We start from the raw sequence: 21,837 nt of genomic DNA on the forward strand, positions 1-21,837 counted from the left end.
TCCCTATAACAGTTTAAAATAGGTGAACATTGTAGCAAACCCCTGTGCATTTGCGCTGTTTTCTTGCAGCAAATGTCAAAATAGTTGAGTGAAGTCATGAGTCTATATGCAACCCAAGATGAAAAGAAACAGGCTGCGGCAAAAGCGGCATTGAAACATTTGCCCAAAGGCGGCATCTTGGGCGTAGGAACAGGAAGTACCGTCAATTTTTTAATTGATTTGTTGCCTGAATTGCAGTTAGAGGCGGCAGTGGCAAGTTCCAATGCAACGGCTGAGCGCCTGAAAAAACTTGGGATTGAAGTGGTTGACATGAACTCGGTGGGTGGGCTAGATGCCTATGTAGATGGCGCAGACGAAATTGACCGTCATATGCACATGATCAAGGGTGGTGGCGCAGCCTTGACCCGTGAAAAAATTGTGGCTTCAATTGCCAAGAAATTTGTATGTATTGTGGATGACTCAAAATGGGTGGGGCAATTGGGGCGTAATTTTCCATTGCCTGTGGAAGTGATTCCCATGGCACGCTCTGCGGTTGCACGCAAGATCGTGGCGCTGGGGGGGGATCCAGCTTATCGTGAAGGCGTGGTGACTGACAATGGTAACGTGATTCTGGATGTTTTTAACCTCAATATCTTAAATGCCATTGAATTGGAAAAAACGCTCAACAATATTCCAGGTGTGGTGACCAATGGTATTTTTGCCTTAAATGCAGCAAGTATCGCCATTGTGGCGACTGATCATGGTATTGAAGAACGCACTGCCCAATAATGGCCCTGATTTCATTAAAAGCTCAATTACCTGAAATTAAAATGGTTCGACATGCCAGCGCGCGAAATTTGCGCCTGCGTGTTGAACCGACAGGTATTCGTTTAACAGTTCCTTTATTTTGTACTAAGAAACAGATTCAGCAGTTTTTAAATCAATCAGAGCAATGGCTGATTGAAACTTGGGATAAACAGCAAAAACAATTAAATTTAACAGCTGCTTTTCCAGAACAGATTAAATTATTTTATCATTTACAGCCATTCCAAATTATTCATCAGCAACAACGCAATATTTTTAAGTTCGACTGGGCACAACATGTTTTGTTCATTCGAAATGAACAACCTGAAAAGGCTTTACAGGCTGTAACACTTGCCTATGCAAAACAATTTTTACCTAAATATTTAACCCAAATTAGCCAGGAAATAGGTTTGCCCTATCAAAGTTGTACGATTCGAAGACCAAAAACACGGTGGGGAAGTTGTAGTTCAAGGCAGGATATTATGCTTCATGCGGCATTGGTGCTTATGCCTGAGCAGAATGTTCGCGCAGTATGTGTACATGAACTGGTTCATACACAGCATTTTGATCATAGCCCTGCATTTTGGCATCGAGTCAGTCAGCATGATCCAGATTATTTACAGCATCGCAGGCAATTGAAAAGTATCCAGTTGCCTGCATGGTGGTATGTCTAGCTAAAACTACATTGTGCCTGAGTTTCTTGTAACTGTTCATCAGGTGCTTTACGGCTGTCCAAACCTGCCTGTGCACTCAATACCTGATTGGCCTTAATGTGAACCTGTACAAATGTGTATTTTAAGGACTCATTGCTTGGTTCTGGGGAGCTGCTGTTCAGTAAATATTCAGAACTTGCTTTATCGACTTGTAATAAATTATCGGTACTATCCGCATCTAAAACTGAGCGGTACATTTTTGAATCCTTAATCAGTTCCAGTGCGCCATTGGCACGAATATTTAATTGGCAACCATTAGTTTTGTCTTCGTAATGACCAATGAGATATTCAATAGAGGGTAGATTGGCATTAACCAAGTTAATTCCAGTCACACCTTGTTTACATGAATATTTTGAACCATTACAACTTCCAGTTACATCTATGAAACCAACGGCACGACGATAGTCACCAGCACCAGCAATACGGAAAGAGGAGGTGGAATCAATCGTTGGTTCTCTATCTGAATAATCTTTTTGCTGTAATAATGCATAGCCAGTTGGGTTTAGGTTTTGTTGTTGATACATGTTGGCTAGCTCTAATACCGATTCTTTTAAAGAAGCAGCATATTGGTCTCGAGTACTTTTTTGATTAATCGTAATATTAAGCAATGTATTTTTAGCTGGATCAATATTTTCAGGAGCAGCAGTAATAAGCGATGTTAAGCTTGCATGATCTCCACGTATTTTTTTTGCATCAAGATAGCCATCCCGTAAATCTATAGCCAGATTTTTGGTAAATTCGGTAAAAGTATTATTTGGAAACTGATTTGCCCATTGTTTTAAATAGCCAAAACTTAAATATGTGGTTGTGTATAAATTGGCTTGTTGAGGCATATCCATTGTTTGAGGTGTGAAAGCATTTAATAAATAGGATGGATCAAGATTATGGATATTCATACCAAATGCATTTAATAAGGCAGAATTTATATCGGCAGTGGCCATTTTTAGATGTAATGAACTAATTCCTGTTGGGTCTTCTGGTTCATTGGGTAATTGTCCTGAGCGGATGAGTGAACGTTGGTAAATTGCTTCTGAACTTGGATTGATAAAAATATTTTGGGTTAGGTTACTGGTATCAACGTTGACAAGTGTATGTAATGTCATGGAAAAATCTTGATATTGGCCACTGATAAAATCATAAATCAGCGAATTCGGAAGAGTAGATAGTTCAACTCTATATAAATGGCTGCGGTTAAGCACTATTGGTAATGTAAGGCTCAAGTTTGTTGTTGTACTTAATGTCTGTTCAAGAACGATGGAGTTATCGGTATTGTCGAGAACTTTAACAACGACATTACGCATTTCTACAGGAACTTTAATGTCAAAATTCTTTGGTTTAGGCACTGAAACTACAGGAGTGTTGTCAATACGCGCCTTACTTTCACCACTACCACAACTAATGAGTACTGAACTTAATAAAACTGTGCCTAAGCCTAGACCAATATGACGATATGTTCTTTGTTTTACACTCAAAGAAGGCATTCCCGCTCTCCAAAATTTGCATCCATGAAATTTATTATTACCGCATGGTTTTTATTCTATGCGAATACTTCAATGATTCAATAGTATTTCTTGACCAGTGGTAAAATTGGTATCAGTAAAACGATTTAAAAATATCTTTTACACTGTTTTTTGCTGAATAGCGAATCTTTTACAATGATTAAATCCTGTATATGGTGATTCCATGAATTTCTGGATTCGTTGCATATAAAGCCATAAACATAAGAAACACTATATAAGTTATAGGGTTGTGGATTGTGAAAATCCCATCAAACTGCCATACTAGCGATACATATATCATTTGAGGTAGAGCACGTGATTTCTGTTGGAATTGTTGGGGGAACTGGATATACAGGCGTTGAATTATTGCGTCTATTATTAAGACATCCACAAGCTCAAGTGTGTGTTCTAACTTCCCGAACTGAGGCAGGAAAGCGTGTAGCGGATATGTTCCCAAGTTTACGTGGACATACTGATCTTGAGTTCTCCGATCTTAGTCTGGAGCTGCTCAAGCAATGTGATGTTGTGTTTTTTGCAACACCTCATGGGGTTGCAATGCAACATGCTGAGGAACTCATTGCTGCTGGTACAAAAGTGATTGATCTTGCCGCTGATTTCCGTTTACAGGATTTAGCTCAATTCGAGAAATGGTATGGCATGCAACATAGCTGCCCAACGGTATTGAAAGATTCAGTATATGGCTTGAGTGAACTTAATCGTGAAAAAATTAAAAACGCCAAGGTGATTGGTAATCCAGGTTGTTATCCAACCACAGTACAATTGGGTTTGGCGCCTTTGTTAAAAGCGCAAAATCAACTCATAAATACACAAAGCATTATTGTTGATGCAAAATCAGGCGTATCTGGTGCAGGTCGCAAAGCCAGCCTGGGCATGATCTATAGTGAAAATGCGGATAATTTCAAGGCTTATGGTGTTGCGGGCCATCGTCATCACCCTGAGATTGTTGAGGCCCTAGAGAATATTTCAGGTCAACAAGGCCAGTTTGACCAGCTTATTTTTGTACCTCATTTAGTGCCCATGATTCGTGGTATGCTCAGTACCATTTATGTAGACTTGACAGAGCAAGGCCAGCAAACCGATTTGCAGGAACTTTACCAAAATTTTTATCAAAATGAACGCTTTGTGGATGTGATGCCAGCCAATAGTTCGCCTGAGACCCGCAGTGTTCGTGGTGCTAATGAATTACGAATCGCTTTATATCGTCCTCAGCCAAATAAGTTGATTATCTTGGTTGCACAGGACAATTTGGTGAAAGGTGCCGCTGGCCAGGCAGTTCAAAATATGAACCTCATGTTTGGTTTTGATGAGGCTGCTGGTTTGAATGGTATCGGTTTATTACCATAAAAAACGCTTTTTTACTTCACACACATTTAAATATGGATTTAAATGTGTGCTTTGATGTAGTCCATAACGATAGAGATGATGATGGAAAACGCTGAACCGACCACTTTACCAGAGAGTTCCGTTAACAAAAATAAATTCCTCAAAACGAATTTACCTTTAGTCATTGCTGCAACTTTACTTATTGGCAGCAGTTTTATGCTTGGTTACACTGTCGGTCATCGTCAGGGATTAACCGTTGTTGGTTATGATGCGGACGCGGAACAACTTGTTGATGTTGTACAGAAGCAAAAAGTCGCTCTAGATTCTGTAAGCAAAAGTCTGAATGCAGCTGTGCAAGAACGAGATATGGCTGTTGGCAATGCAGATGAGTTATTCAAGGGAATTAATCAGGCCAATGCAGATAAAGCGCAATTTGCAAGCATGAATACCATTTATCGTGACATTCTTAGGCAGCGTGGTGGTGTAAGCTTAACGGTTCAGGATTTTGCGATTAAATCACTTCCTGAAAATGCTTTTGAATATCAGCTGGATTTGGTTCAGGTTAGCCCAAATAAACGCCGTGCAATGGGTACAGTTGAATTACGTTTGATTAAGGACACTGAAATACTGGATATACCGTTAGAGGATAAAAACTTTAATTTTGATGACTTTGAGCGCTTGACTGGTCGATGGACTATGCCAAAGGGCTTTACACCTCAATTTATCGAAGTGCGTTTATCAGGTTCAGGTACACCTGTAATTAAACGTTTTAGCTGGCAACGTGGTAAACCTGTTGATGTAAGTTCTGCTTTCGTGTCGGAAATCCCTCAAGCTGAGGCAAATGCCCAGTAAATTTTTAGATTAAGAACTTAATATGCGAAGATACAAACGTCAAATGAATTTAAGTGAAGTGAAAAATTCCTTTCATCAATCGGGTTATGTTGACTGGCACTTAAATCCGCGTTTAAGTGATTCGCAAGAGGATCATGAGGGTGAGGTGGTTGTGCAAACAGCCCCACCAGAATTGAAGCGACCACCTCTCTATGCCGTTGTTTTAATGAATGATGATTACACACCAATGGACTTCGTGATTGAGGTGTTGCAAAGCTATTTTGCAATGAGCTTCGAACAGGCAAATCAGGTGATGTTAACTGTTCATTACGAAGGTAAGGGTACTGCTGGTGTTTACCCAAGGGATATTGCCGAGACCAAAGCCAATCAGGTGAATAATTATGCACGTTCCCAAGGACATCCTTTGTTGTGCCAGATTGAACCTGAGCGAGGATAAAACAAAGCGAAGCTTTGTTCCGAGCACAAGACGAACAGCTATGCTGTGAGTGAAGGCGTTAAAAAAGCAACGCTTTTTAGCTGCGCAAGACCTTGCGCCATGTTATGGCTCATATGATCGAGTGGCAGCGTTGGGAAAGTGAGCTAAGGCGGGGTCTGTGCTCGAGTGGCGAGTTAAGGAAAGTGAAGTACTTGCGGAATATATTCCTCTTAGAGTAAGTTTATCAAAAGTTAACATTAATCAGTGATTCTTTAAATAAATAATAAATCTGCTGTCTTTTTGAACGATTAGATAAGTCTTATTCTCTTTGTAATTGAATTTTTACAACAATACGATGTTTTGAATCTTGACCAAGATACTCAACTAATGCTAACAGTAGATTATGAAGTCAAGAGCTTTGTAGGCATAGATGAAATGGCAATTACAGAAGCTCTGGCGGATCAGTTAATAATTCGCTTTTTCATTAAAAGAGAGGTCTTTTTTTGATGGAGCCCAAGATATAAGGGGGTTACATGCTCAGTCGTCAATTGGAAGTATCGTTACGTTTGGCTGTTAGCATGGCTCGTCAAAAGAGACATGAGTTTCTGACAGTTGAACATTTGTTGCTTGCCTTACTTGATAATGACTCGGCCGTAAATGCGTTAAAGGCATGTGGTGCTGATATCGTTACCTTGCGTAAGGAGTTAGAGGAATATGTAGAGCAACATACCCCGAAACTTGGTGACAACAGTGAACAGGCGCCTCATCCGACAGAGAGTTTTGATCGAATTCTGCAACGGGCTATTTTCCATGTTCAATCCAGTGGTGGAGACCGTACTGTAGAGGGCGCAGATGTTTTGGTTGCGATGTACTCAGAGCGAGACTCTTTTGCAGTTTATTTGCTTAAACGCCATCAAATCAATCGTTTGACCTTAACTCAGTATCTTTCTCATGGTACGCGTAAAGATGAGATTCAGGTTGAAGAAGAAGTTGAGGATATTGAGGGTGAAAATGCAGCTTCTGCCAATGCAGGCCCATTAGAGCAATATACGCTTAATTTAAATATCGAAGCGCAAAAGGGTAAAACTGATCCTCTGATTGGACGTGAAAAAGAAATTGAGCGTGCAGCACAAATCTTATGTCGCCGTCGTAAAAATAACCCACTGTTGGTGGGTGATCCTGGTGTGGGTAAAACCTCAATTGCAGAAGGTTTGGCTTGGTTAATTGTCAATGGTAAGGCACCAAAACCACTTGCTAATGCTGAAGTCTATAGTCTGGATATTGGCGCTTTGGTTGCAGGTACAAAATATCGTGGTGACTTTGAAAAGCGTTTAAAACAGTTGCTCAATGCATTAAAAAAGAATCCAAATGCGATTCTATTCATTGACGAGATTCATATGATCATTGGTGCTGGTTCTAGTATGGGCAGTACTATGGATGCATCAAACCTGATTAAACCTGCATTGGCAAATGGAACTTTACGTTGCATTGGATCAACTACATTTCAGGAATATCGTCAGGTTTTTGAGAAAGACCATGCCTTATCCCGTCGTTTCCAAAAGATTGATGTCAATGAACCAAGTGTGAATGAAACCATTGATATTTTGCGTGGATTAAAATCTAAATTTGAAGATTTCCACCATGTTGAATATGACGATAAAGCTTTAGTGGCTGCGGTTGAGCTCTCTTCTAAATTTATTCATGACCGTTTCTTGCCAGACAAAGCAATTGATGTGATTGATGAAGCAGGCGCACAACGTCGTTTAAAAGCTGAGGTTGATGGATCAATGATTTCTGTAGAAAACATTGAAGATATCGTTTCCAAGATTGCCCGTATTCCACCGAAAACTGTGTCGAAAGATGACAAGACTGTACTTGAGAATTTAGAGCGTGACCTAAAACGTGTCGTATTTGGTCAGGATGAGGCGATTACAGCGCTTGCATCAGCGATTAAATTGTCTCGTGCAGGCTTAAAGGCACCAGATAAACCAGTGGGAAGTTTTGTGTTTGCTGGTCCAACAGGCGTGGGTAAAACAGAAGTCACCAAGCAGCTTGCAAAATTGCTCGGTGTGGAACTGGTTCGTTTTGATATGTCTGAATATATGGAACGTCATGCGGTTTCTCGTCTGATCGGTGCGCCTCCAGGTTATGTTGGATATGATCAAGGTGGTTTATTGACTGATGCCATCCATAAAAATCCGCACTGTGTATTATTGCTGGATGAAATTGAAAAAGCACATCCAGATGTATTTAATTTGCTCTTGCAAGTGATGGATCATGGTGCCTTAACTGACAACAATGGTCGTAAGTCTGATTTTAGAAATGTGATTATTGTTTTGACCACCAATATTGGTGCAGAAAGTATTGTACGTTCAAGTATCGGTTTCACTGAGCAAGACCATAGTACGGATAATCAGGATGCCATGAAACGTGCATTCTCACCTGAATTCCGTAACCGTCTGGATGGCGTGATTCAATTTAAGGCGCTTCCAACCACAGTCATTGATTCAGTGGTAGATAAGTTCTTAACAGAATTACAGGCGCAACTGGATGACAAACAGGTGGTGCTTGAGGTTGATCAAAGCGCACGTGACTGGTTATCAACCAATGGTTATGACCGCCTCATGGGTGCTCGTCCAATGCAACGCCTGATTCAGGAGCATTTGAAAAAGCCGCTTGCTGAGATGATTTTATTTGGTGAGTTGGCAGAGCATGGCGGTAACGTTGCTGTTTCAGTGAAAACCGAAGATGGCAAAGAGGTAGGTTTAAAACTGGAAGTATTTGAAGATCATATCAATCCAAGTGCTGAACCTGCTTAAGTTTTAAATGATGTACTGAATAACCCAAATGCTTGAAGTGTTTGGGTTATTTTTATTTATAATACTGATAAAATTTCAGGTTTTCTAATCTATGTTTGAATTGTCTTTTTCAATTGGGCAAATTTTTAAAGTCTTTGGCTTATTCTTTATCACGGCAATTGCTGAAATCTTGGGATGTTATTTTCCTTACCTGATTTTAAATCAGGGAAAATCCCATTGGTTGTGGATTCCGACAGCATTCAGCCTAGCAGTCTTTGTATGGCTGCTGACATTGCATCCAGCGGCATCAGGGCGTATTTATGCAGCGTATGGCGGGATTTATATTTTCACGGCGTTGATGTGGTTGCGTTATGTAGATCAAGTGGCATTAACTCGCTGGGATTTATTTGGTGGCATGGTCGTTTTATGTGGTGCGGCATTGATTGTTTTGCAGCCGCAAGGTTTGGTTCGTTAGTTACAGTGAAACCGACATAAAATTACGACATATTATTATAATGGTCGAACACAGTTCGACCCTACAAATCAATAATATACGAGAAAGGTAGGGGCGAACTATGTTCGCCTGTGTATATAAAAACGTATGAGTTTCATACTTGTTTGACTATATGACTAAACTTCCCTATGAAACTCGATAAGTTATACCAATTTTCAGAATTAAATTAAATTTTAGCCCACTGCCGTTGGGTTAGGGATTTTATAGTATCGACAGCCTCACAAATGCCTTGCCACGCTTGGCAACACCCATCTAATATTGCTTCGATATTTGAATAGCAGCGATTAGATAAATACCGCTTCTTCATCATCAACCAAACTTGCTCCATAGGGTTAAGCTCAGGTGAATATGGAGGGAGCTTCAATATGCTTACATTTGGTAAATTTAAACTCTCCTGATGCCACAATGCGCCATCCATAACTACAACAGCATGTTTTCCTTGAGAAACATATTTACTTATTTCAGCCATATGTAGTTGCATTGTCACTTTATTTACTTGAGGTAAAATCAGCCCTGCACTTGTACCATGCTCAGGGCAAATTGCTCCAAATATATAACGACACAGAAATTGTTGTTGTCTGATCAACCGTGGGCGTTGCCCACAATAATGCCATATTCGACTTAATGAACCCTGTTGTCCTATACGTGTTTCATCCTGAAACCAAATTTCAACATCTTGAAGTGCAACATGTTCAGGTAATATTGACTCAACTAATGCACTGAAGTTTTTTAAAAATCTTCTTGTTTTGCTATATCTGCTTGTGGGTGTTGGCTGCGTGCAGAAATCCAGCTCATTCCTATACGTTTTAATACATGGTACATACCATTACGACTATAATCTACTTTGAAGTGTTCTTTTGCCAATTCCACAATATCATCACAGACCAAACTTCCTCTTTCTTTGTCTTCCTGTTCTTTTACAATCAATGTTTTAAAGGTATCTATATCTTGCTTGGCTAACTTGGGTTTGCGTCCTGAGCGTGGTTGGTCGTAGATACTGGATAATCCATATTTCCAATATTTTCGCCTTGTTTTCATGACAGTATGTTCTGAAATATACATGGATTCTGATATTTCAGGCGTGCTTTTACCGATTGAATATTGATGTAAAATCAATAGACGTGTTCTTGCCCGAGGGTCTTTTTCTCGTGTGGATAATTCCCCAAAATTGTATGCACTTAGGTCATGCTGAATCTGTTGATTTTTCATCTTATTAGTTTAACCCCAGTTACGGATAAGCCAAAGAATTAACCACATGAATTTGAGGCTTATTCTTCTGACAAAGCTGATAAGCACATAAAGAGGAAAATACACCTGATAAGAAACCCGCAATTGAACGATGTTTTCCTGTGACCAAATGGTATTTTTCTTTCAGTAAACCTATTAACGTTTCAATTCTTTTTCGTTGACGTAAGTGAAATTCATCAGAAAATGGTAATAGCATAACTTTCATATTCTTTCTAGGATAGGTAATTAAATCAATGCCTTGCTCTTTAAGAGTTTCTTTTAGTGCTTGGCTGATATATCCCCGATCACCATAGACTCTTGCTGATAATCCATCAACTAGTTTTTCTACCTTTCTAATATCAGCAATATGTCCATTCGAGATATCTGAATTTACAATCTCCCCTTGATGATTCATCAACAGGTGTAATTTACAACCATAAAACCACCCCATAGAACTTTTACCACGAGAAGCAATATCATCTAAAGCATGATGTTCTTTAGGAATTCTTTTATTTTTACATACAGGCAAAGGTGTCGAATCAATCCATAGATATGAATCTTCCTTATGCTGATTTAACGCATAATGCAAAGCATGAATCGCAAGCTGATGTTGATTGATAAGAGTAAGTATATTTTTATAACAAGGTAACTCTTTAAACAACCTGCTTTCATATTGACATAGAAGTTGGAAAAAAGCTTTAAAGTTATGCATTTGAGAAGCTTTATAGCAAATGGAGATCGTCACAATTTCAGACAAGGAGAGTGTGGCTTGTCGGATACGTTGACGTTTCTTCTCCTGTTTGGGGAATTGCCAATAGATAGGTTCAAACTTTTTGAAAAAATCATCAACACTACAAAAAATTTCTGTAAAATCGTACATGGTAGTTAGAGCTTTTAGGTTGTGTCGTAACTTTCTAAATTGTTCTAACTACTTTTTTTTCAAGTCAATTTCTTATCCGTAATTCAGGTTAGTTTAACTTATTTTTGGGGATTAGTATTAGTCGCCATTGTCTGCTTATGCCTTGTTTATCTTACGAAGATTTAATCACCCCTCATTCAGCCAATAACGCAATATATGGATGAAATGTCAACAGACTCTAATTTTCATGCTTCAATTAAAAACTACGCTAAAAGATAAAACTCTTTGATTCCACATTCTTCAACAAATTGATCATCGTGCGAAACAAGAATCACAGCACCATTAAAAGAATGAATGGCATGTGCCAAAAGTTCACGAGACTCAATATCAAGATGATTTTCAGGTTCATCCAAAAGTAATAGTTCTAACGATTGCAACTTTACTGCAAGCAATGCCGCCTTTAGGCGTTCGCCACCACTTAAGGCGGATAAAGACATAAGTGTCTTGTCCCGACGGATTTGCAAATTGCCTAATAAGGTTCGGCATTGTTGCTCAGAGAGTTCTGGATCAATACTCAATAAATAATCAACAGCAGAAAGATTTTCTTCCAGTAATGACAGGTTTTGATCAAGGTAGGCAGTATTTACTTTGCAATGAATTTCTCCAGAAAGTGGTTTGATGAAACCTTGAATGGTTTTAAGCAAAGTTGATTTACCAACACCATTTTCACCTTTTAAATGCAGTTTTTCTCCAGCAGAGATTGCAAGATTAATGGATACTGTATTTGCAAAAGCAAGTTTGATCTGGTGGCAACGTAAAATTTCTCCCGATTTACCTGTGAGTTGGGTAAATTCAAAAGATTGTGGTTTGAAATGCTCAAGTTGCACTTGCTTTTGCTGTAACTCATTTTTGGTATCAGCAAGTTGTTTGATTTGCTGTTTGCGTAGATGAGAAAGTGATTGTTCGGATTGCTCTTTTTGGGCATCCAGTAAGATCGGGGCTTGTGAACCTGAAGCCTTTAATTTTTCACCTGTTTTCTTGCGTTTTTGCGCTTTCATCTGGCTAAGATGTTGCTGCTCTTTAAGCTGTTTTAACTCACGTTTTTCTTGTTGAACGGCTTGTGATAAAGCTTCAACCTGTGATTGATGTTGTTGATAGTAGAGTGCATAATTTCCACCGTAATAATGCAAACCAAACTGATTTAATGCAAAAATACCCTGTACATGCGCCAACAATTCTCGATCATGGCTAATGATTAGTCCGCCCGTTGGATGTTGAGCCATCTGTTGAATTAGCCATTTTCGTCCTTGGGCATCTAAATGATTGCTCGGTTCATCTAGCAGAAAATAATGATCTTTAAGTAAAAACAAACGACACAGGGCAAGCTTAGTTTTTTGTCCCTCACTTAAATATTGAATTGGTGTACTTAAATCACTAGGTAACTTGGCACTTTCCAGTAGCTGTTGCCATTCGGTTGGTAAATGCCAAAAATTATCGACTTGATCATAATCTTTAAATGATGCGATGCTTTGTTGAATACGCTCAAAACATAAATATAAATCTTCAATTTCTAGGGCCTGAGCAATAGTATCTGTCTCAACATGCTGGAGTTGGGCTAAATGTTGATGTGGGCATTGCCATAAAATTTGACCTGAATAGGGTAGTTGACTATTTTGTTGATGATGCAAAATGGACATTAATACGGATTTACCTTGACCATTTCGCCCAATCAATCCTGAAAACTGCCGCAAAGGAAGTTGAAAGGATAGGCTGTCAAACAGCTTGTGCTGTGGTAATTCAAGAGATAAGTTTGAAATGATACATGCCTGTTGAGTCATAGAAACCTCATAAACAGGATATGCAAAATAGAGATAAATTAAGTTTTAGAATATAAATTGCTAAATGATAGACAAGTCTATTTTGCACATCAAAAAGAAAAATGGAATTTGATGACGAAAATAGAACTTACTTCATTGGCGTGATCTTAGATTGGTATATTTTTTCATAATTCTATGCAAGAAAAACATAAAGGTCAAATTTTAAGCTTTTGAAGTTTTCATTAAAAAAACATAAAAAATACTTGTCAAACGCTGAAATAGTGCGTAATTTAGAACTTAGGAATAGTTTTTAGATATTTTAAAGAAACATGTTAAAGCATACTGTAAACACCAACGCATATTTTTATTTCTGGCACTATTAATGGTTGCCTGATGTGTTTCGGGCAGCAAAAAGGTTGCCCAACCAGTTAATACCTGATCGGCAACCCCGATCAGGTTTTTTTATGCTTTAACATTGATTATTTTTGGAGTAATGCCATGTATACATTCAACGTTTCATATTTTAGCAAGACTTCTTGGTTCTACTTTGCAAAGAAATCACCATCGCTTCGTTCGCACTTGCTTAAATAAATGATGGGACTGAACAATAGTCCAAAGGAAATAAAAATGAATGCTTTAAATACTGCTTTGACAAAACCACAAACAGAAATCAGAGAATCCTTACTTAGCTTACCATCACAACTCAAAGCGCAGTATCCCTTGTCTGTAACTTTAGCGCAGCAAATTTCAAAACATCGTCAAACCATTCAAAATATCTTATCAGGTCAAGATCACCGTTTAATGGTGATTACAGGACCTTGCTCGATTCATGATCCTGTCGCAGTGCTGGAATATGCTGATCGCTTACAAAAATTACAAGAACAAGTTAAAGATCAAATATTCCTTGTGATGCGTGCCTACATCGAAAAACCTCGTACAACGGTGGGGTGGAAAGGTTTTTTATATGATCCAAATCTGGATGATTCTTCAGATTTGCAGTTAGGTTTAGAAAAATCCCGTGCGCTTTATTTACAACTGATTGAAAAAGGTTTGCCAATTGCCAGTGAAATTTTAAGTCCAATGGCAACGGGCTATTTCGATGATTTATTGGCTTGGGGTGCGATTGGCGCACGTACCAGCGAATCACAGATTCATCGTGAAATTTCCAGCCATATGCCGTATAGCATTGGCTTTAAAAATGGTACGGATGGTTCAATTCAAATTGCGCTGGATGCAATTCAATCGGCATTGAATCCTCATCAATTCTTGGGAATGACGCAACAGGGTTTGCCTGCCGTTTTGCATAGTACAGGTAATCCTTTGCCACACTTAATTTTGCGTGGTTCAAATCAGGGTACAAACTATGATTTAGCCTCAATTCAGGCGATGCATTTCAAGCATAAGCATTTACCTGCGTTAGTGATTGATTGTAGTCATGGCAATAGTGCTAAAGACCCATTACAGCAACCTCATGTTTTAAAGCAGATTATTGCAGAGCGTGCTGAATCTAAAGTTCGTGGGGTTATGCTTGAAAGTCATTTGATGGATGGCAATCAAAAGATTTCCTGTGAAATGACTTATGGTCAATCGGTGACAGATGGTTGTTTAGGTTGGGATAAAACTGAACAGTTATTGCTGAATGTTGCTGAGCAGATGAGAATTTAATTATCTCTAAGGCATAATAAAAAACCCATGATTTACATGGGTTTTTTATTTAAATCGTTTGACTTTGCTCTATATAAACATACAATTTATTTGCCAAGTATTTCAGCTTGGTAAAGCAAGTCAACAGCTTCCGTTGTTGATATAACGCTTGGAGATATACGATGCGACTTTTCACATTAACCATCGTTTTCATTCTCTTAGTTCTGTTAAGCCAAAAGCTATACTGATCTAAGTGAACTAGGTCGGGTGACGGCAATCACCTGACCGCCTCCAAGTTCCTAAACTATAAAATAAGCATGAAGTAAAAGTCAAGAGAAGAAAAAAGTAGGCAAAAAAGCAAAAGAATTTTGTGTTTCGAGATACACTTTTTTGATATACGAGCTAAATTTTTAGAGTATTAACCAACAACCGAAACAAGGGTGAAGATTCCCGACGACTTGGATAATACATATAGTAACCAGAATATTTCATATCCCAATTTTGTAATATCCTGATCAGATGACCTTTTTGTATTTCAGCTTTAACCATGACTTTGGGCAACCATACAATGCCTAATCCATCTATGCCTGCTTTTAACTGGAGTCTTGCATGACTCACCACCATTGAAAACTCAGGGTGAATCGTTTGAATGTCTGTATTATTGATTTGCTTAAATTCCCATGATTGAATCCGTTCATGACTCGGTAAACGCAGTCCAATACAGCGATGTTGATAGAGATTATCAGGCGTTTGGGGTGTGCCATAAGCTTGTAAATAATGAGGTGAGGCAACAGTCATCATTTCTAATTCATTGCTGACTTTAACTGAAATCATGTCTTTATGGACATTTTCTCCCAATCGAATACCAATGTCATAGCGGTCTTTAACAATATCTGCAAAAGCATAATCCATAGTCAATTCAAGCTGGATATTGGGATGATCATGAGAAAATTTGGATAATTTATCCCACAATAAAAAGTTAAGGCTGATTTCAGTGCCATTAATTCTTAATCGCCCACGAGGTGAATCTCTAAATTCGTTGAGGTTGTAAAGTTTCTGTTCAATGCCCGTAATCAGTGGTGCAATATCATTCAGAAGCTGTTCGCCCTCTTGAGTGGTAGAAACGCTTCGAGTGGTTCGACTAAGTAATTTAACCCCAAGACGTTGTTCTAGCATTTTGAGGGTATAGCTCAGGGCAGATTGTGAAACGCCTAACTGTCCTGCGGCTTTGGTAAAACTGCCAGTTTGGGCAACCACAATAAATGCTTTTAAGTCATTTAAGTTCTCAGACATCATTCACCTCAAAATGCGATTATTTTTGTTAATCAAATTTAATTAATCAAAAATCTATATAAATGTAATCGAAATTGCCTGACTAATATAGGGTGTATGGTCGGGGTATAGTGATTTTTTAATTATAAGATTGAACACTGATATAGGATTTTGAAGATGAAAATTTTACAAACCGTTTTAATGTCAGCAGCCATTACCACTTCAGGTGCGGGCTTTGCCGCAGATAAAAAAGACAATCCTTTTGGTTTGGTCTATGGCGGTGCGATGACTGAAAATGTCAAAGGTCAGGTCAATATTCACCCTGTTAGCTATAAACTGAATGGGCTGGATATTGTGGCCAATGTCTATACACCTGCCAATTATGACCCGAATAAAAAATATCCTGCGGTGGTGGCGCATCCGAATGGCGGTGTCAAGGAACAGGTGGCAGGCTTATATGCTCAGCATCTGGCTGAACAGGGATATATCACCATTACTGCCGATGCTGCCTATCAGGGTGGCAGTGGTGGACAGCCACGCAGTGTTGATAAACCTGCATTGAAGATGTGCATGGAATGGCGGATTTTATTACCCAATATGCAGGGGTAGACAACAACCGTTTAGGCTTACTTGGAATTTGTGGCGGTGGTGGTTATTCACTGGCTGCGGCAGAAACCGATAAACGTTTTAAAGTGGTAGCCACGCTAAGTATGTTTAATTCTGGACGGGTACGTCGTAATGGTTTTGAAGATTCACAACTGGATACCATTCAGCAGCGTTTAAAACAAGCCTCTGATGCCCGTGCGCAGGAAGCGGCAGGCGATAAAATTCTTTATGCAGGTGATGCTGATATGACCGATGAGCAAATTGCTGCATTGCCATTTGAGATGTACCGACAGGGGTATGAATACTATTGGCGTACCCATGCCCATCCAAATTCAACCTTTAAATATACCATGAGCAGCTTGCTTGACCTGATGCGTTGGGATGCAACCAATCAAATTGAATTGATTCAACAACCATTATTGATGATTGCAGGTGAAAAAGCTGACAGTCTTTACATGACCGAAGATGCCTTTGCCAAAGCCACAGGTACAAAAGACAAAACCTTATTTAAGATTCCAAATGCAACCCATATTGAAACCTATTGGAAACCTGAATATGTCAAACAGGCGATGGAGCAACTGACTGCATTTTATGGCAAATATCTCAAATAACGAATTGCTAGTCTGAATGATGGGCAATGATTGAATGACTTTTCTTGAATCATTGTCTTATTTTAAAGAGGGATGATAAGAATATGACGAGAAATCAAATTAATGCAGTTCTAATGATGAGTGCTATTTCTGGCGCAGTTTTGGCAGAAGATAAGATGCAACAGCAGATTACTCGGGCAGAACAGCTAGACACCCAATCTGCCCCATCCAGTAATTTCTCTGGCAAGGCAAACTTTGCCCGTTATCCTGTCATGCCCTCACAGGGAGATGTTGCACCTGCCATTGTCAATTTTGACGCAGGGACGATTACCAACTGGCATACCCATCCACACGGTCAATACTTGATTGTGACAGAGGGTGAGGGACGTACTCAGGAATGGGGCAAGCCCATCCAGACCATTCATAAGGGCGATACCATCTGGTGTCCACCGAATGTCAAACACTGGCATGGTGCAAGTGAGTATAGTGCGATGTCGCATATCGCCATTACCCCTGTGGCAACCGATGGCAAGAGCGTGACATGGCTGGAAAAAGTCGATTTACCTACACAAGTAAAACCTTTAAAAACACCTGCAAAGACTGAAATAGTACAGCTTAGCAGCAAACAATTAAGCCTCATCCCAATTGCTGCATTTACTGCAACAGGTGATTTGGAAAAACTAAAACCTGCTTTAATCAAGGGATTAGAAAATGGTTTAACGGTGAATGAAATCAAGGAAGTGTTTGCTCATCAATATGCCTATGCAGGTTTTCCTCGTGCCTTAAATGGCATGTTGACGTTTAAAAGTCTGCTCGAAGAACGCCAAAAACAAGGTATTAAGGATATACAGGGCGCACTACCAAGCACGTTACCAAGTGATACTGACTACTATCAAATGGGTATAGAACGACTTGCTTATCTCAATAAAACCTCTATCCAAGACAATAGCAAACCCCTGTTTGAAAATTTCTCACCCACGATGGACTATGCCTTAAAGGCACATTTGTTTGGTTATCTCTTTAGCCGAGATAACTTAGCACCTTTAGAGCGTGAAATTATTGTGGTGAGTACGCTTTCAGCATTAGGGGATGTCAATGCGCAACTGCGTTCGCATTTAAGAATTACCCAAAATCTTGGTGTGGATGCTGCCCAGATGCAAAAAATTATGACCGTTTTACAACAGGCTGTTGGACATGATCTGGCTGACAATGCGCAAAGTGTTTTAAAGCAACTACAATAATGGGAACTTAATAAAAATGATCAATATAAACTCGCTATTTGGCAAACTACTACTGACAATTGGTATTACTGGGTCAATGTCAGCCTGTTCAGTCAATCCACATCAATCATCGGCTATCAGTATAGTACAGCAAGGCAACTTTGCCGCAGGTGGTAAAGTCATTCAAAGTGCGGGACAGTTTGACGATAAACAATTATTTAAGCCGCAAGGTCAAACCCTACATGGTGACCATGCTTCGGTATTTTATCAAATTCCTGAACATGCCCGTCCTTATCCATTGGTATCCCTGTATGGTGCGGGACAATCTGCGAAAACATGGGGAACCACACCTGATGGTTGTGAGGGATTCCAGACACTTTTCCTGCGCCAGCATTTCCCTGTGTATGTGGTCGATCAACCACGTCGGGGACAGGCGGGACAATCGACTCTAGCCATAGAAGTACCAGCCACCACCAATGATCAGGCATGGTTCAATATGTTCCGTCTGGGGCAATATCCCAACTTTTTTAAGGGCGTACAGTTCTCACAAGATTCAACTGCTTTAAACCAGTATTTCCGTCAAATGACACCGAATACAGGGGTCTATGATGAGCAGGTGATTAGTGATGCAATGGTTGAGATCCTGAAAAAATCAGGCGATGCGGTACTGATTACCCATTCTCAGGGCGGAGGGCCAGGCTGGTGGACCGCAATAAAATCCAATCAGGTCAAAGGTATCGTTGCTTATGAACCTGGCAGTGGTTTTGTCTTTCCTGAAAATGAACTGCCTGAGCCTATGCCAAGTGCAACAGGGACATTGTCAGCAACACCAGTCAAAATGGCAGATTTTCAGAAGCTGACCAAAATCCCTATTATTGTTTATTATGGCGATAATATTCCTACTGAAAAAAATGCTTATGCAGGACAGCAAAATGCGGGACAGGACAACTGGCGTGTACGTCTGAAAATGACACAACTTTGGGTGGATAAAATTAATCAGCATGGTGGTCAAGCCCAGTTGGTGCATTTGCCTGATATTGGAATTTACGGTAATATCCATTTTCCTTTTTCTGATTTAAACAATCAGCAGATTGCAGAACTACTTTCGCAATGGTTGCATAAAAATAAATTGGACTAAATAATTGTTGCTCAATATGACTAAGCACATGGGATAAGATCTTGACTTTAATCATTCAATTTGTGAAGCAAGTTGGCTGATTTTGATTGAATCATTTATACTCAGCTATAAATTAATATATTGAGGGAGATGTTAATGAATACTTCTGTTGTATTTGAAAAATATTTTTCACAATTACCTGAATACGCTCAAAATGAACTCATTGATTTTGCTGAATTTTTATTAGAAAAACATCAACAGCAATTATCTGAAACTGTACAATTGCCACGTAAGGCAGGGCTTCATGTGGGGATGGTGAAAATTGCGGAGGATTTTGATGAACCATTAGATGAGGATTTTTGGTTAGGTCAATAATTTATGAAACTACTTTTGGATACACATACTTTTCTTTGGTGGGATAGTCAGCCTGAGCAATTGTCTACAACTATTTTGGAATTGTGTCAGAATCCAAAAAATAGTTTATTTCTTAGTGTTGTAAGCCTATGGGAAATGCAAATTAAATCCCAACTCAATAAATTAGAATTAAGGTTACCCTTACAACAATTATTTCAGGAACAATATTTACAAAATAGAATCATGCCACTGAATGTTTTACCTCATCATATTTTTGCAGTGGTAACATTAGCACAAGCACATAAAGACCCCTTTGATCGTTTACTGATTGCACAGGCAAAAACTGAAAAGATGATTTTGTTAAGCAAGGATCATGTGTTTAAGGACTATGATGTGGATGTGATTTGGTAAAATTGGTTTTTTCATCCATCTATTCCTAGAATATTCCAAATATCCTCGATGTTGTGAAGATGATGCTCAGGGCTGATATGATATTCATTTAACTGTTCTGGCTTGAATTTTCCAGTGCCAACCAAATATCCAGTTAAGCCTGCATTTTCTGCGCCTTGTATATCCGTTAATACATCATCACCCACTACGATTACTTCATTTTTGTTTAGTCCCATTGAGGCAACTGCAATATCAAACATTTCTGGAGCAGGTTTACCCGTAACCAATGCTTTTTGACTAGTGGCTTTTTCCAGTGCCAAAGTAAATGCGCCACTGTCTAGCCAAGTATTATTTTCACGAAAAAAATAGAGATTACGATGAAATGTAATCAGTTGAGTACCAGCTCTCATATAGTTAAAAACCTGATTTAAAATGGCATAGTCAAAAGCTTCATCTAAATCACCTAACACAACAAAGGCTGGATTGTCTTTTGTTTGCTTTATCTTGGTAAATTGAGGGGCAAGTGTTGCTGGAATGGCTAAAAATCCTGCCTGATCAGGGTAGTTTTTATCAATAAACTGGAGACATGCGGTGACTGAAGTCATGATTTCATTATCTTGAATATCAAAACCCAATGTTCTTAAGGATAAACCCAATTGCTCAGTAGTTTTGACTGTGGTATTGGTGATAAAGCGCAACAATATACCTGCTTTACGGAGCAGAGTAATAGTTTCAATTGCTCCAGAAAGTGGCTGACCATTTAAGATTAATGTGCCATCAATATCAAAAATGATGCCTTTTATTTTGTGATTGTTATTCATAAAAATATTCTTGGGTTTTGATAGAGAAGTGTGGCTTATAGAATTAAAAATAGCCTAAGTAATTAGGCTATCTAAAATCAATAGGACAATTTACAATCTTTGATTTTCTAAAAACTTGCCAATTTCCTGACTAAATTTTCTAGGCTCCGTAATCAATGGCGTATGTCCAGAACGTTCAAAATAAACGGCTTTGGCATTCGCCAGACTTTGAGCAATGATGGTTTGTCCAGTTTCAGGATAAAGTGTTGAGCTACGCCCAATAAAGAAAGTCGTCGGGCAATTTACTTGGCTAATCGCTTCTCTATAGTCTTCATCATGATTTAGATAATTTTCCACATACCAAAGCAGGTAATCTAAACGTTGGATGGGCATTAAATATTTTTGTAGAAAAGGGCGGTTGAGTGCCGCTTTAAATATTTTTGGGCTATAAGAATTACTACTTTGTAGCTCAAGAAAATTTCCCCAAGCCTTGACCAATTGATCACGGGCGGATGCAGCTAAATCTTCAAGTTTAATCGCCTGTCTGTTTTCTGAAAGGACATTTTGAATATCCAGTAGCAGCGATTTAAATTGGGAATGCTTTTGCCCAAATAAACCATATTGCCAGGAATCATCCACAGGAATTTTTGGTGTTTGGTCAATATGCAGATAGGCTTTTAGTTTTTGTGCCAGACCGCCATGTTTAAAGCCATGCATAGCTGTGGTTGCGCCCATTGAATAGCCAATCAGGATAAATTGGTCTAATTTGAGTTGCTTAATCAGTGTATCGACATCATTCCAGTGACTTGAAATCGCATCGGTTTCAGGAATGGCACAATCTTTTGAACCGCCAAAACCACGCCAGTCAGGAATGATAAATTCATATTTTTTACGGCTTGCAAATAAAAAGGGAAGCCATTGCCAGCTTTGCATGCCCAATCCTGAAAGGACAAGTACAGGTTTGCCCTCACCAACACGTCTGACAAACAATTTTTCCTGATCAGGCATGGTATAAAACGGCAT

The 21,837-nt window shown here is 39.1% G+C and carries 22 protein-coding genes; 14 read left to right on the top strand and 8 right to left on the bottom strand.

The window, feature by feature from the left end; translation table 11 throughout:
* Nucleotides 1–96: 96 nt before the first annotated feature.
* Both rpiA and QLH32_RS01175 read left to right on the top strand, forming a co-directional pair.
* Nucleotides 97–768 (top strand): ribose-5-phosphate isomerase RpiA, encoded by a 672-nt coding sequence (gene rpiA, locus QLH32_RS01170; protein WP_283267672.1) that lies wholly within the window; start codon nt 97–99, stop codon nt 766–768.
* Nucleotides 768–1,457, top strand: a complete 690-nt coding sequence (locus tag QLH32_RS01175; RefSeq protein WP_283267674.1) for a M48 family metallopeptidase — start codon at nt 768–770, stop codon at nt 1,455–1,457. The genes rpiA and QLH32_RS01175 overlap by 1 nt, the downstream gene beginning before the upstream one ends.
* Here the strand turns inward: QLH32_RS01175 and QLH32_RS01180 are convergent.
* The gene (locus QLH32_RS01180; protein ID WP_283267675.1) at nt 1,454–2,977 is read right to left on the bottom strand and encodes a hypothetical protein; all 1,524 of its coding nucleotides are present in this window, start codon (nt 2,975–2,977) and stop codon (nt 1,454–1,456) included. The two genes, QLH32_RS01175 and QLH32_RS01180, sit on opposite strands and share 4 nt — an antisense overlap.
* Before the next feature lie 333 nt (nt 2,978–3,310).
* Here QLH32_RS01180 and argC point away from each other — a divergent pair, with 333 nt between their 5' ends.
* The 5 genes from argC to QLH32_RS01210 all read left to right on the top strand — a co-directional run bounded on the left by argC (nt 3,311) and on the right by QLH32_RS01210 (nt 8,879).
* Entirely contained in the window at nt 3,311–4,360 is a 1,050-nt protein-coding gene (argC, locus tag QLH32_RS01185) for an N-acetyl-gamma-glutamyl-phosphate reductase (RefSeq protein WP_283267676.1), read from the top strand.
* Between the two features lie 81 nt (nt 4,361–4,441).
* The gene (locus QLH32_RS01190; protein ID WP_432442294.1) at nt 4,442–5,191 is read left to right on the top strand and encodes a DUF6776 family protein; all 750 of its coding nucleotides are present in this window, start codon (nt 4,442–4,444) and stop codon (nt 5,189–5,191) included.
* 22 nt (nt 5,192–5,213) lie between these two features.
* On the top strand, nt 5,214–5,627 hold the full coding sequence (gene clpS / locus QLH32_RS01195) for an ATP-dependent Clp protease adapter ClpS (RefSeq protein WP_267979315.1): 414 nt from the start codon (nt 5,214–5,216) through the stop codon (nt 5,625–5,627).
* Nucleotides 5,628–6,139: 512 nt separating this feature from the next.
* On the top strand, nt 6,140–8,425 hold the full coding sequence (gene clpA, locus QLH32_RS01205) for an ATP-dependent Clp protease ATP-binding subunit ClpA (RefSeq protein WP_283267679.1): 2,286 nt from the start codon (nt 6,140–6,142) through the stop codon (nt 8,423–8,425).
* A gap of 91 nt (nt 8,426–8,516) precedes the next feature.
* Complete coding sequence (locus QLH32_RS01210; RefSeq protein ID WP_283267681.1) at nt 8,517–8,879, top strand: YnfA family protein; 363 nt, start codon at nt 8,517–8,519, stop codon at nt 8,877–8,879.
* A gap of 205 nt (nt 8,880–9,084) precedes the next feature.
* On the opposite strand, the gene QLH32_RS01215 is transcribed toward QLH32_RS01210, so the two are convergent.
* From QLH32_RS01215 to QLH32_RS01230, 4 genes are all read right to left on the bottom strand, one after another.
* Complete coding sequence (locus tag QLH32_RS01215) at nt 9,085–9,729, bottom strand: IS630 family transposase (protein WP_349307087.1); 645 nt, start codon at nt 9,727–9,729, stop codon at nt 9,085–9,087.
* Complete coding sequence (locus tag QLH32_RS01220; RefSeq protein WP_283266218.1) at nt 9,648–10,127, bottom strand: helix-turn-helix domain-containing protein; 480 nt, start codon at nt 10,125–10,127, stop codon at nt 9,648–9,650. The genes QLH32_RS01215 and QLH32_RS01220 overlap by 82 nt, the downstream gene beginning before the upstream one ends.
* A gap of 19 nt (nt 10,128–10,146) precedes the next feature.
* Nucleotides 10,147–11,025: an IS982 family transposase gene (locus QLH32_RS01225; RefSeq protein WP_283267683.1), complete on the bottom strand. Its 879-nt coding sequence runs from the start codon at nt 11,023–11,025 to the stop codon at nt 10,147–10,149.
* A 242-nt stretch (nt 11,026–11,267) separates the two neighbouring features.
* Nucleotides 11,268–12,842 carry an ATP-binding cassette domain-containing protein gene (locus QLH32_RS01230; protein ID WP_283267684.1) on the bottom strand — a complete coding sequence of 525 codons (1,575 nt, stop codon included), beginning with the start codon at nt 12,840–12,842 and terminating at the stop codon, nt 11,268–11,270.
* Nucleotides 12,843–13,448: 606 nt separating this feature from the next.
* Here QLH32_RS01230 and QLH32_RS01235 point away from each other — a divergent pair.
* Nucleotides 13,449–14,486, top strand: a complete 1,038-nt coding sequence (locus tag QLH32_RS01235) for a 3-deoxy-7-phosphoheptulonate synthase (protein ID WP_283267685.1) — start codon at nt 13,449–13,451, stop codon at nt 14,484–14,486.
* Nucleotides 14,487–14,867: 381 nt separating this feature from the next.
* On the opposite strand, the gene QLH32_RS01240 is transcribed toward QLH32_RS01235, so the two are convergent.
* Nucleotides 14,868–15,758, bottom strand: a complete 891-nt coding sequence (locus tag QLH32_RS01240) for a LysR family transcriptional regulator (RefSeq protein WP_283267686.1) — start codon at nt 15,756–15,758, stop codon at nt 14,868–14,870.
* Nucleotides 15,759–15,914: 156 nt separating this feature from the next.
* Between QLH32_RS01240 and QLH32_RS01245 the strand changes: the two genes are divergently transcribed.
* The 6 genes from QLH32_RS01245 (at nt 15,915) to QLH32_RS01270 (ending at nt 20,035) form a co-directional block, all read left to right on the top strand.
* A complete protein-coding gene (locus tag QLH32_RS01245) occupies nt 15,915–16,346 on the top strand; it encodes an alpha/beta hydrolase (protein WP_283267688.1) in 432 nt (143 codons plus the stop codon).
* Nucleotides 16,313–16,954 carry an alpha/beta hydrolase gene (locus QLH32_RS01250; RefSeq protein ID WP_283267691.1) on the top strand — a complete coding sequence of 214 codons (642 nt, stop codon included), beginning with the start codon at nt 16,313–16,315 and terminating at the stop codon, nt 16,952–16,954. Before QLH32_RS01245 ends, QLH32_RS01250 begins: the two co-directional genes overlap by 34 nt.
* Nucleotides 16,955–17,037: 83 nt before the next feature.
* On the top strand, nt 17,038–18,174 hold the full coding sequence (locus tag QLH32_RS01255) for a cupin domain-containing carboxymuconolactone decarboxylase family protein (RefSeq protein WP_283267693.1): 1,137 nt from the start codon (nt 17,038–17,040) through the stop codon (nt 18,172–18,174).
* 16 nt (nt 18,175–18,190) lie between these two features.
* Nucleotides 18,191–19,291, top strand: coding sequence for an alpha/beta hydrolase (locus tag QLH32_RS01260; protein WP_283267695.1), 1,101 nt, complete (start codon nt 18,191–18,193; stop codon nt 19,289–19,291).
* A gap of 135 nt (nt 19,292–19,426) precedes the next feature.
* Entirely contained in the window at nt 19,427–19,645 is a 219-nt protein-coding gene (gene vapB / locus QLH32_RS01265) for a type II toxin-antitoxin system VapB family antitoxin (protein ID WP_283267696.1), read from the top strand.
* 3 nt (nt 19,646–19,648) lie between these two features.
* A complete protein-coding gene (locus QLH32_RS01270; RefSeq protein WP_283267697.1) occupies nt 19,649–20,035 on the top strand; it encodes a type II toxin-antitoxin system VapC family toxin in 387 nt (128 codons plus the stop codon).
* Nucleotides 20,036–20,046: 11 nt separating this feature from the next.
* Here the strand turns inward: QLH32_RS01270 and QLH32_RS01275 are convergent, their stop codons facing one another.
* The gene (locus QLH32_RS01275) at nt 20,047–20,835 is read right to left on the bottom strand and encodes an HAD-IIA family hydrolase (RefSeq protein ID WP_283267699.1); all 789 of its coding nucleotides are present in this window, start codon (nt 20,833–20,835) and stop codon (nt 20,047–20,049) included.
* A 90-nt stretch (nt 20,836–20,925) separates the two neighbouring features.
* Nucleotides 20,926–21,837, bottom strand: a complete 912-nt coding sequence (locus tag QLH32_RS01280; protein WP_283267701.1) for an alpha/beta fold hydrolase — start codon at nt 21,835–21,837, stop codon at nt 20,926–20,928.

Source organism: Acinetobacter corruptisaponis (genome assembly GCF_030053775.1).
Taxonomy (GTDB): domain Bacteria; phylum Pseudomonadota; class Gammaproteobacteria; order Pseudomonadales; family Moraxellaceae; genus Acinetobacter; species Acinetobacter corruptisaponis.

Bases quoted from the DNA above. Each gene is read 5' to 3' on its own strand.
- clpA (WP_283267679.1), top strand. From the start codon at position 6,140: ATGCTCAGTCGTCAATTGGAAGTATCGTTACGTTTGGCTGTTAGCATG.
- QLH32_RS01250 (WP_283267691.1), top strand. From the start codon at position 16,313: ATGGCGGATTTTATTACCCAATATGCAGGGGTAGACAACAACCGTTTA.
- QLH32_RS01220 (WP_283266218.1), bottom strand. From the start codon at position 10,127: ATGAAAAATCAACAGATTCAGCATGACCTAAGTGCATACAATTTTGGG.
- QLH32_RS01240 (WP_283267686.1), bottom strand. From the start codon at position 15,758: ATGTCTGAGAACTTAAATGACTTAAAAGCATTTATTGTGGTTGCCCAA.
- QLH32_RS01280 (WP_283267701.1), bottom strand. From the start codon at position 21,837: ATGCCGTTTTATACCATGCCTGATCAGGAAAAATTGTTTGTCAGACGT.
- QLH32_RS01260 (WP_283267695.1), top strand. From the start codon at position 18,191: ATGATCAATATAAACTCGCTATTTGGCAAACTACTACTGACAATTGGT.
- vapB (WP_283267696.1), top strand. From the start codon at position 19,427: ATGAATACTTCTGTTGTATTTGAAAAATATTTTTCACAATTACCTGAA.
- rpiA (WP_283267672.1), top strand. From the start codon at position 97: ATGAGTCTATATGCAACCCAAGATGAAAAGAAACAGGCTGCGGCAAAA.
- QLH32_RS01235 (WP_283267685.1), top strand. From the start codon at position 13,449: ATGAATGCTTTAAATACTGCTTTGACAAAACCACAAACAGAAATCAGA.
- QLH32_RS01275 (WP_283267699.1), bottom strand. From the start codon at position 20,835: ATGAATAACAATCACAAAATAAAAGGCATCATTTTTGATATTGATGGC.
- QLH32_RS01210 (WP_283267681.1), top strand. From the start codon at position 8,517: ATGTTTGAATTGTCTTTTTCAATTGGGCAAATTTTTAAAGTCTTTGGC.
- clpS (WP_267979315.1), top strand. From the start codon at position 5,214: ATGCGAAGATACAAACGTCAAATGAATTTAAGTGAAGTGAAAAATTCC.
- QLH32_RS01255 (WP_283267693.1), top strand. From the start codon at position 17,038: ATGACGAGAAATCAAATTAATGCAGTTCTAATGATGAGTGCTATTTCT.
- QLH32_RS01190 (WP_432442294.1), top strand. From the start codon at position 4,442: ATGGAAAACGCTGAACCGACCACTTTACCAGAGAGTTCCGTTAACAAA.
- QLH32_RS01180 (WP_283267675.1), bottom strand. From the start codon at position 2,977: ATGCCTTCTTTGAGTGTAAAACAAAGAACATATCGTCATATTGGTCTA.
- QLH32_RS01175 (WP_283267674.1), top strand. From the start codon at position 768: ATGGCCCTGATTTCATTAAAAGCTCAATTACCTGAAATTAAAATGGTT.
- QLH32_RS01270 (WP_283267697.1), top strand. From the start codon at position 19,649: ATGAAACTACTTTTGGATACACATACTTTTCTTTGGTGGGATAGTCAG.
- QLH32_RS01225 (WP_283267683.1), bottom strand. From the start codon at position 11,025: ATGTACGATTTTACAGAAATTTTTTGTAGTGTTGATGATTTTTTCAAA.
- QLH32_RS01245 (WP_283267688.1), top strand. From the start codon at position 15,915: ATGAAAATTTTACAAACCGTTTTAATGTCAGCAGCCATTACCACTTCA.
- QLH32_RS01230 (WP_283267684.1), bottom strand. From the start codon at position 12,842: ATGACTCAACAGGCATGTATCATTTCAAACTTATCTCTTGAATTACCA.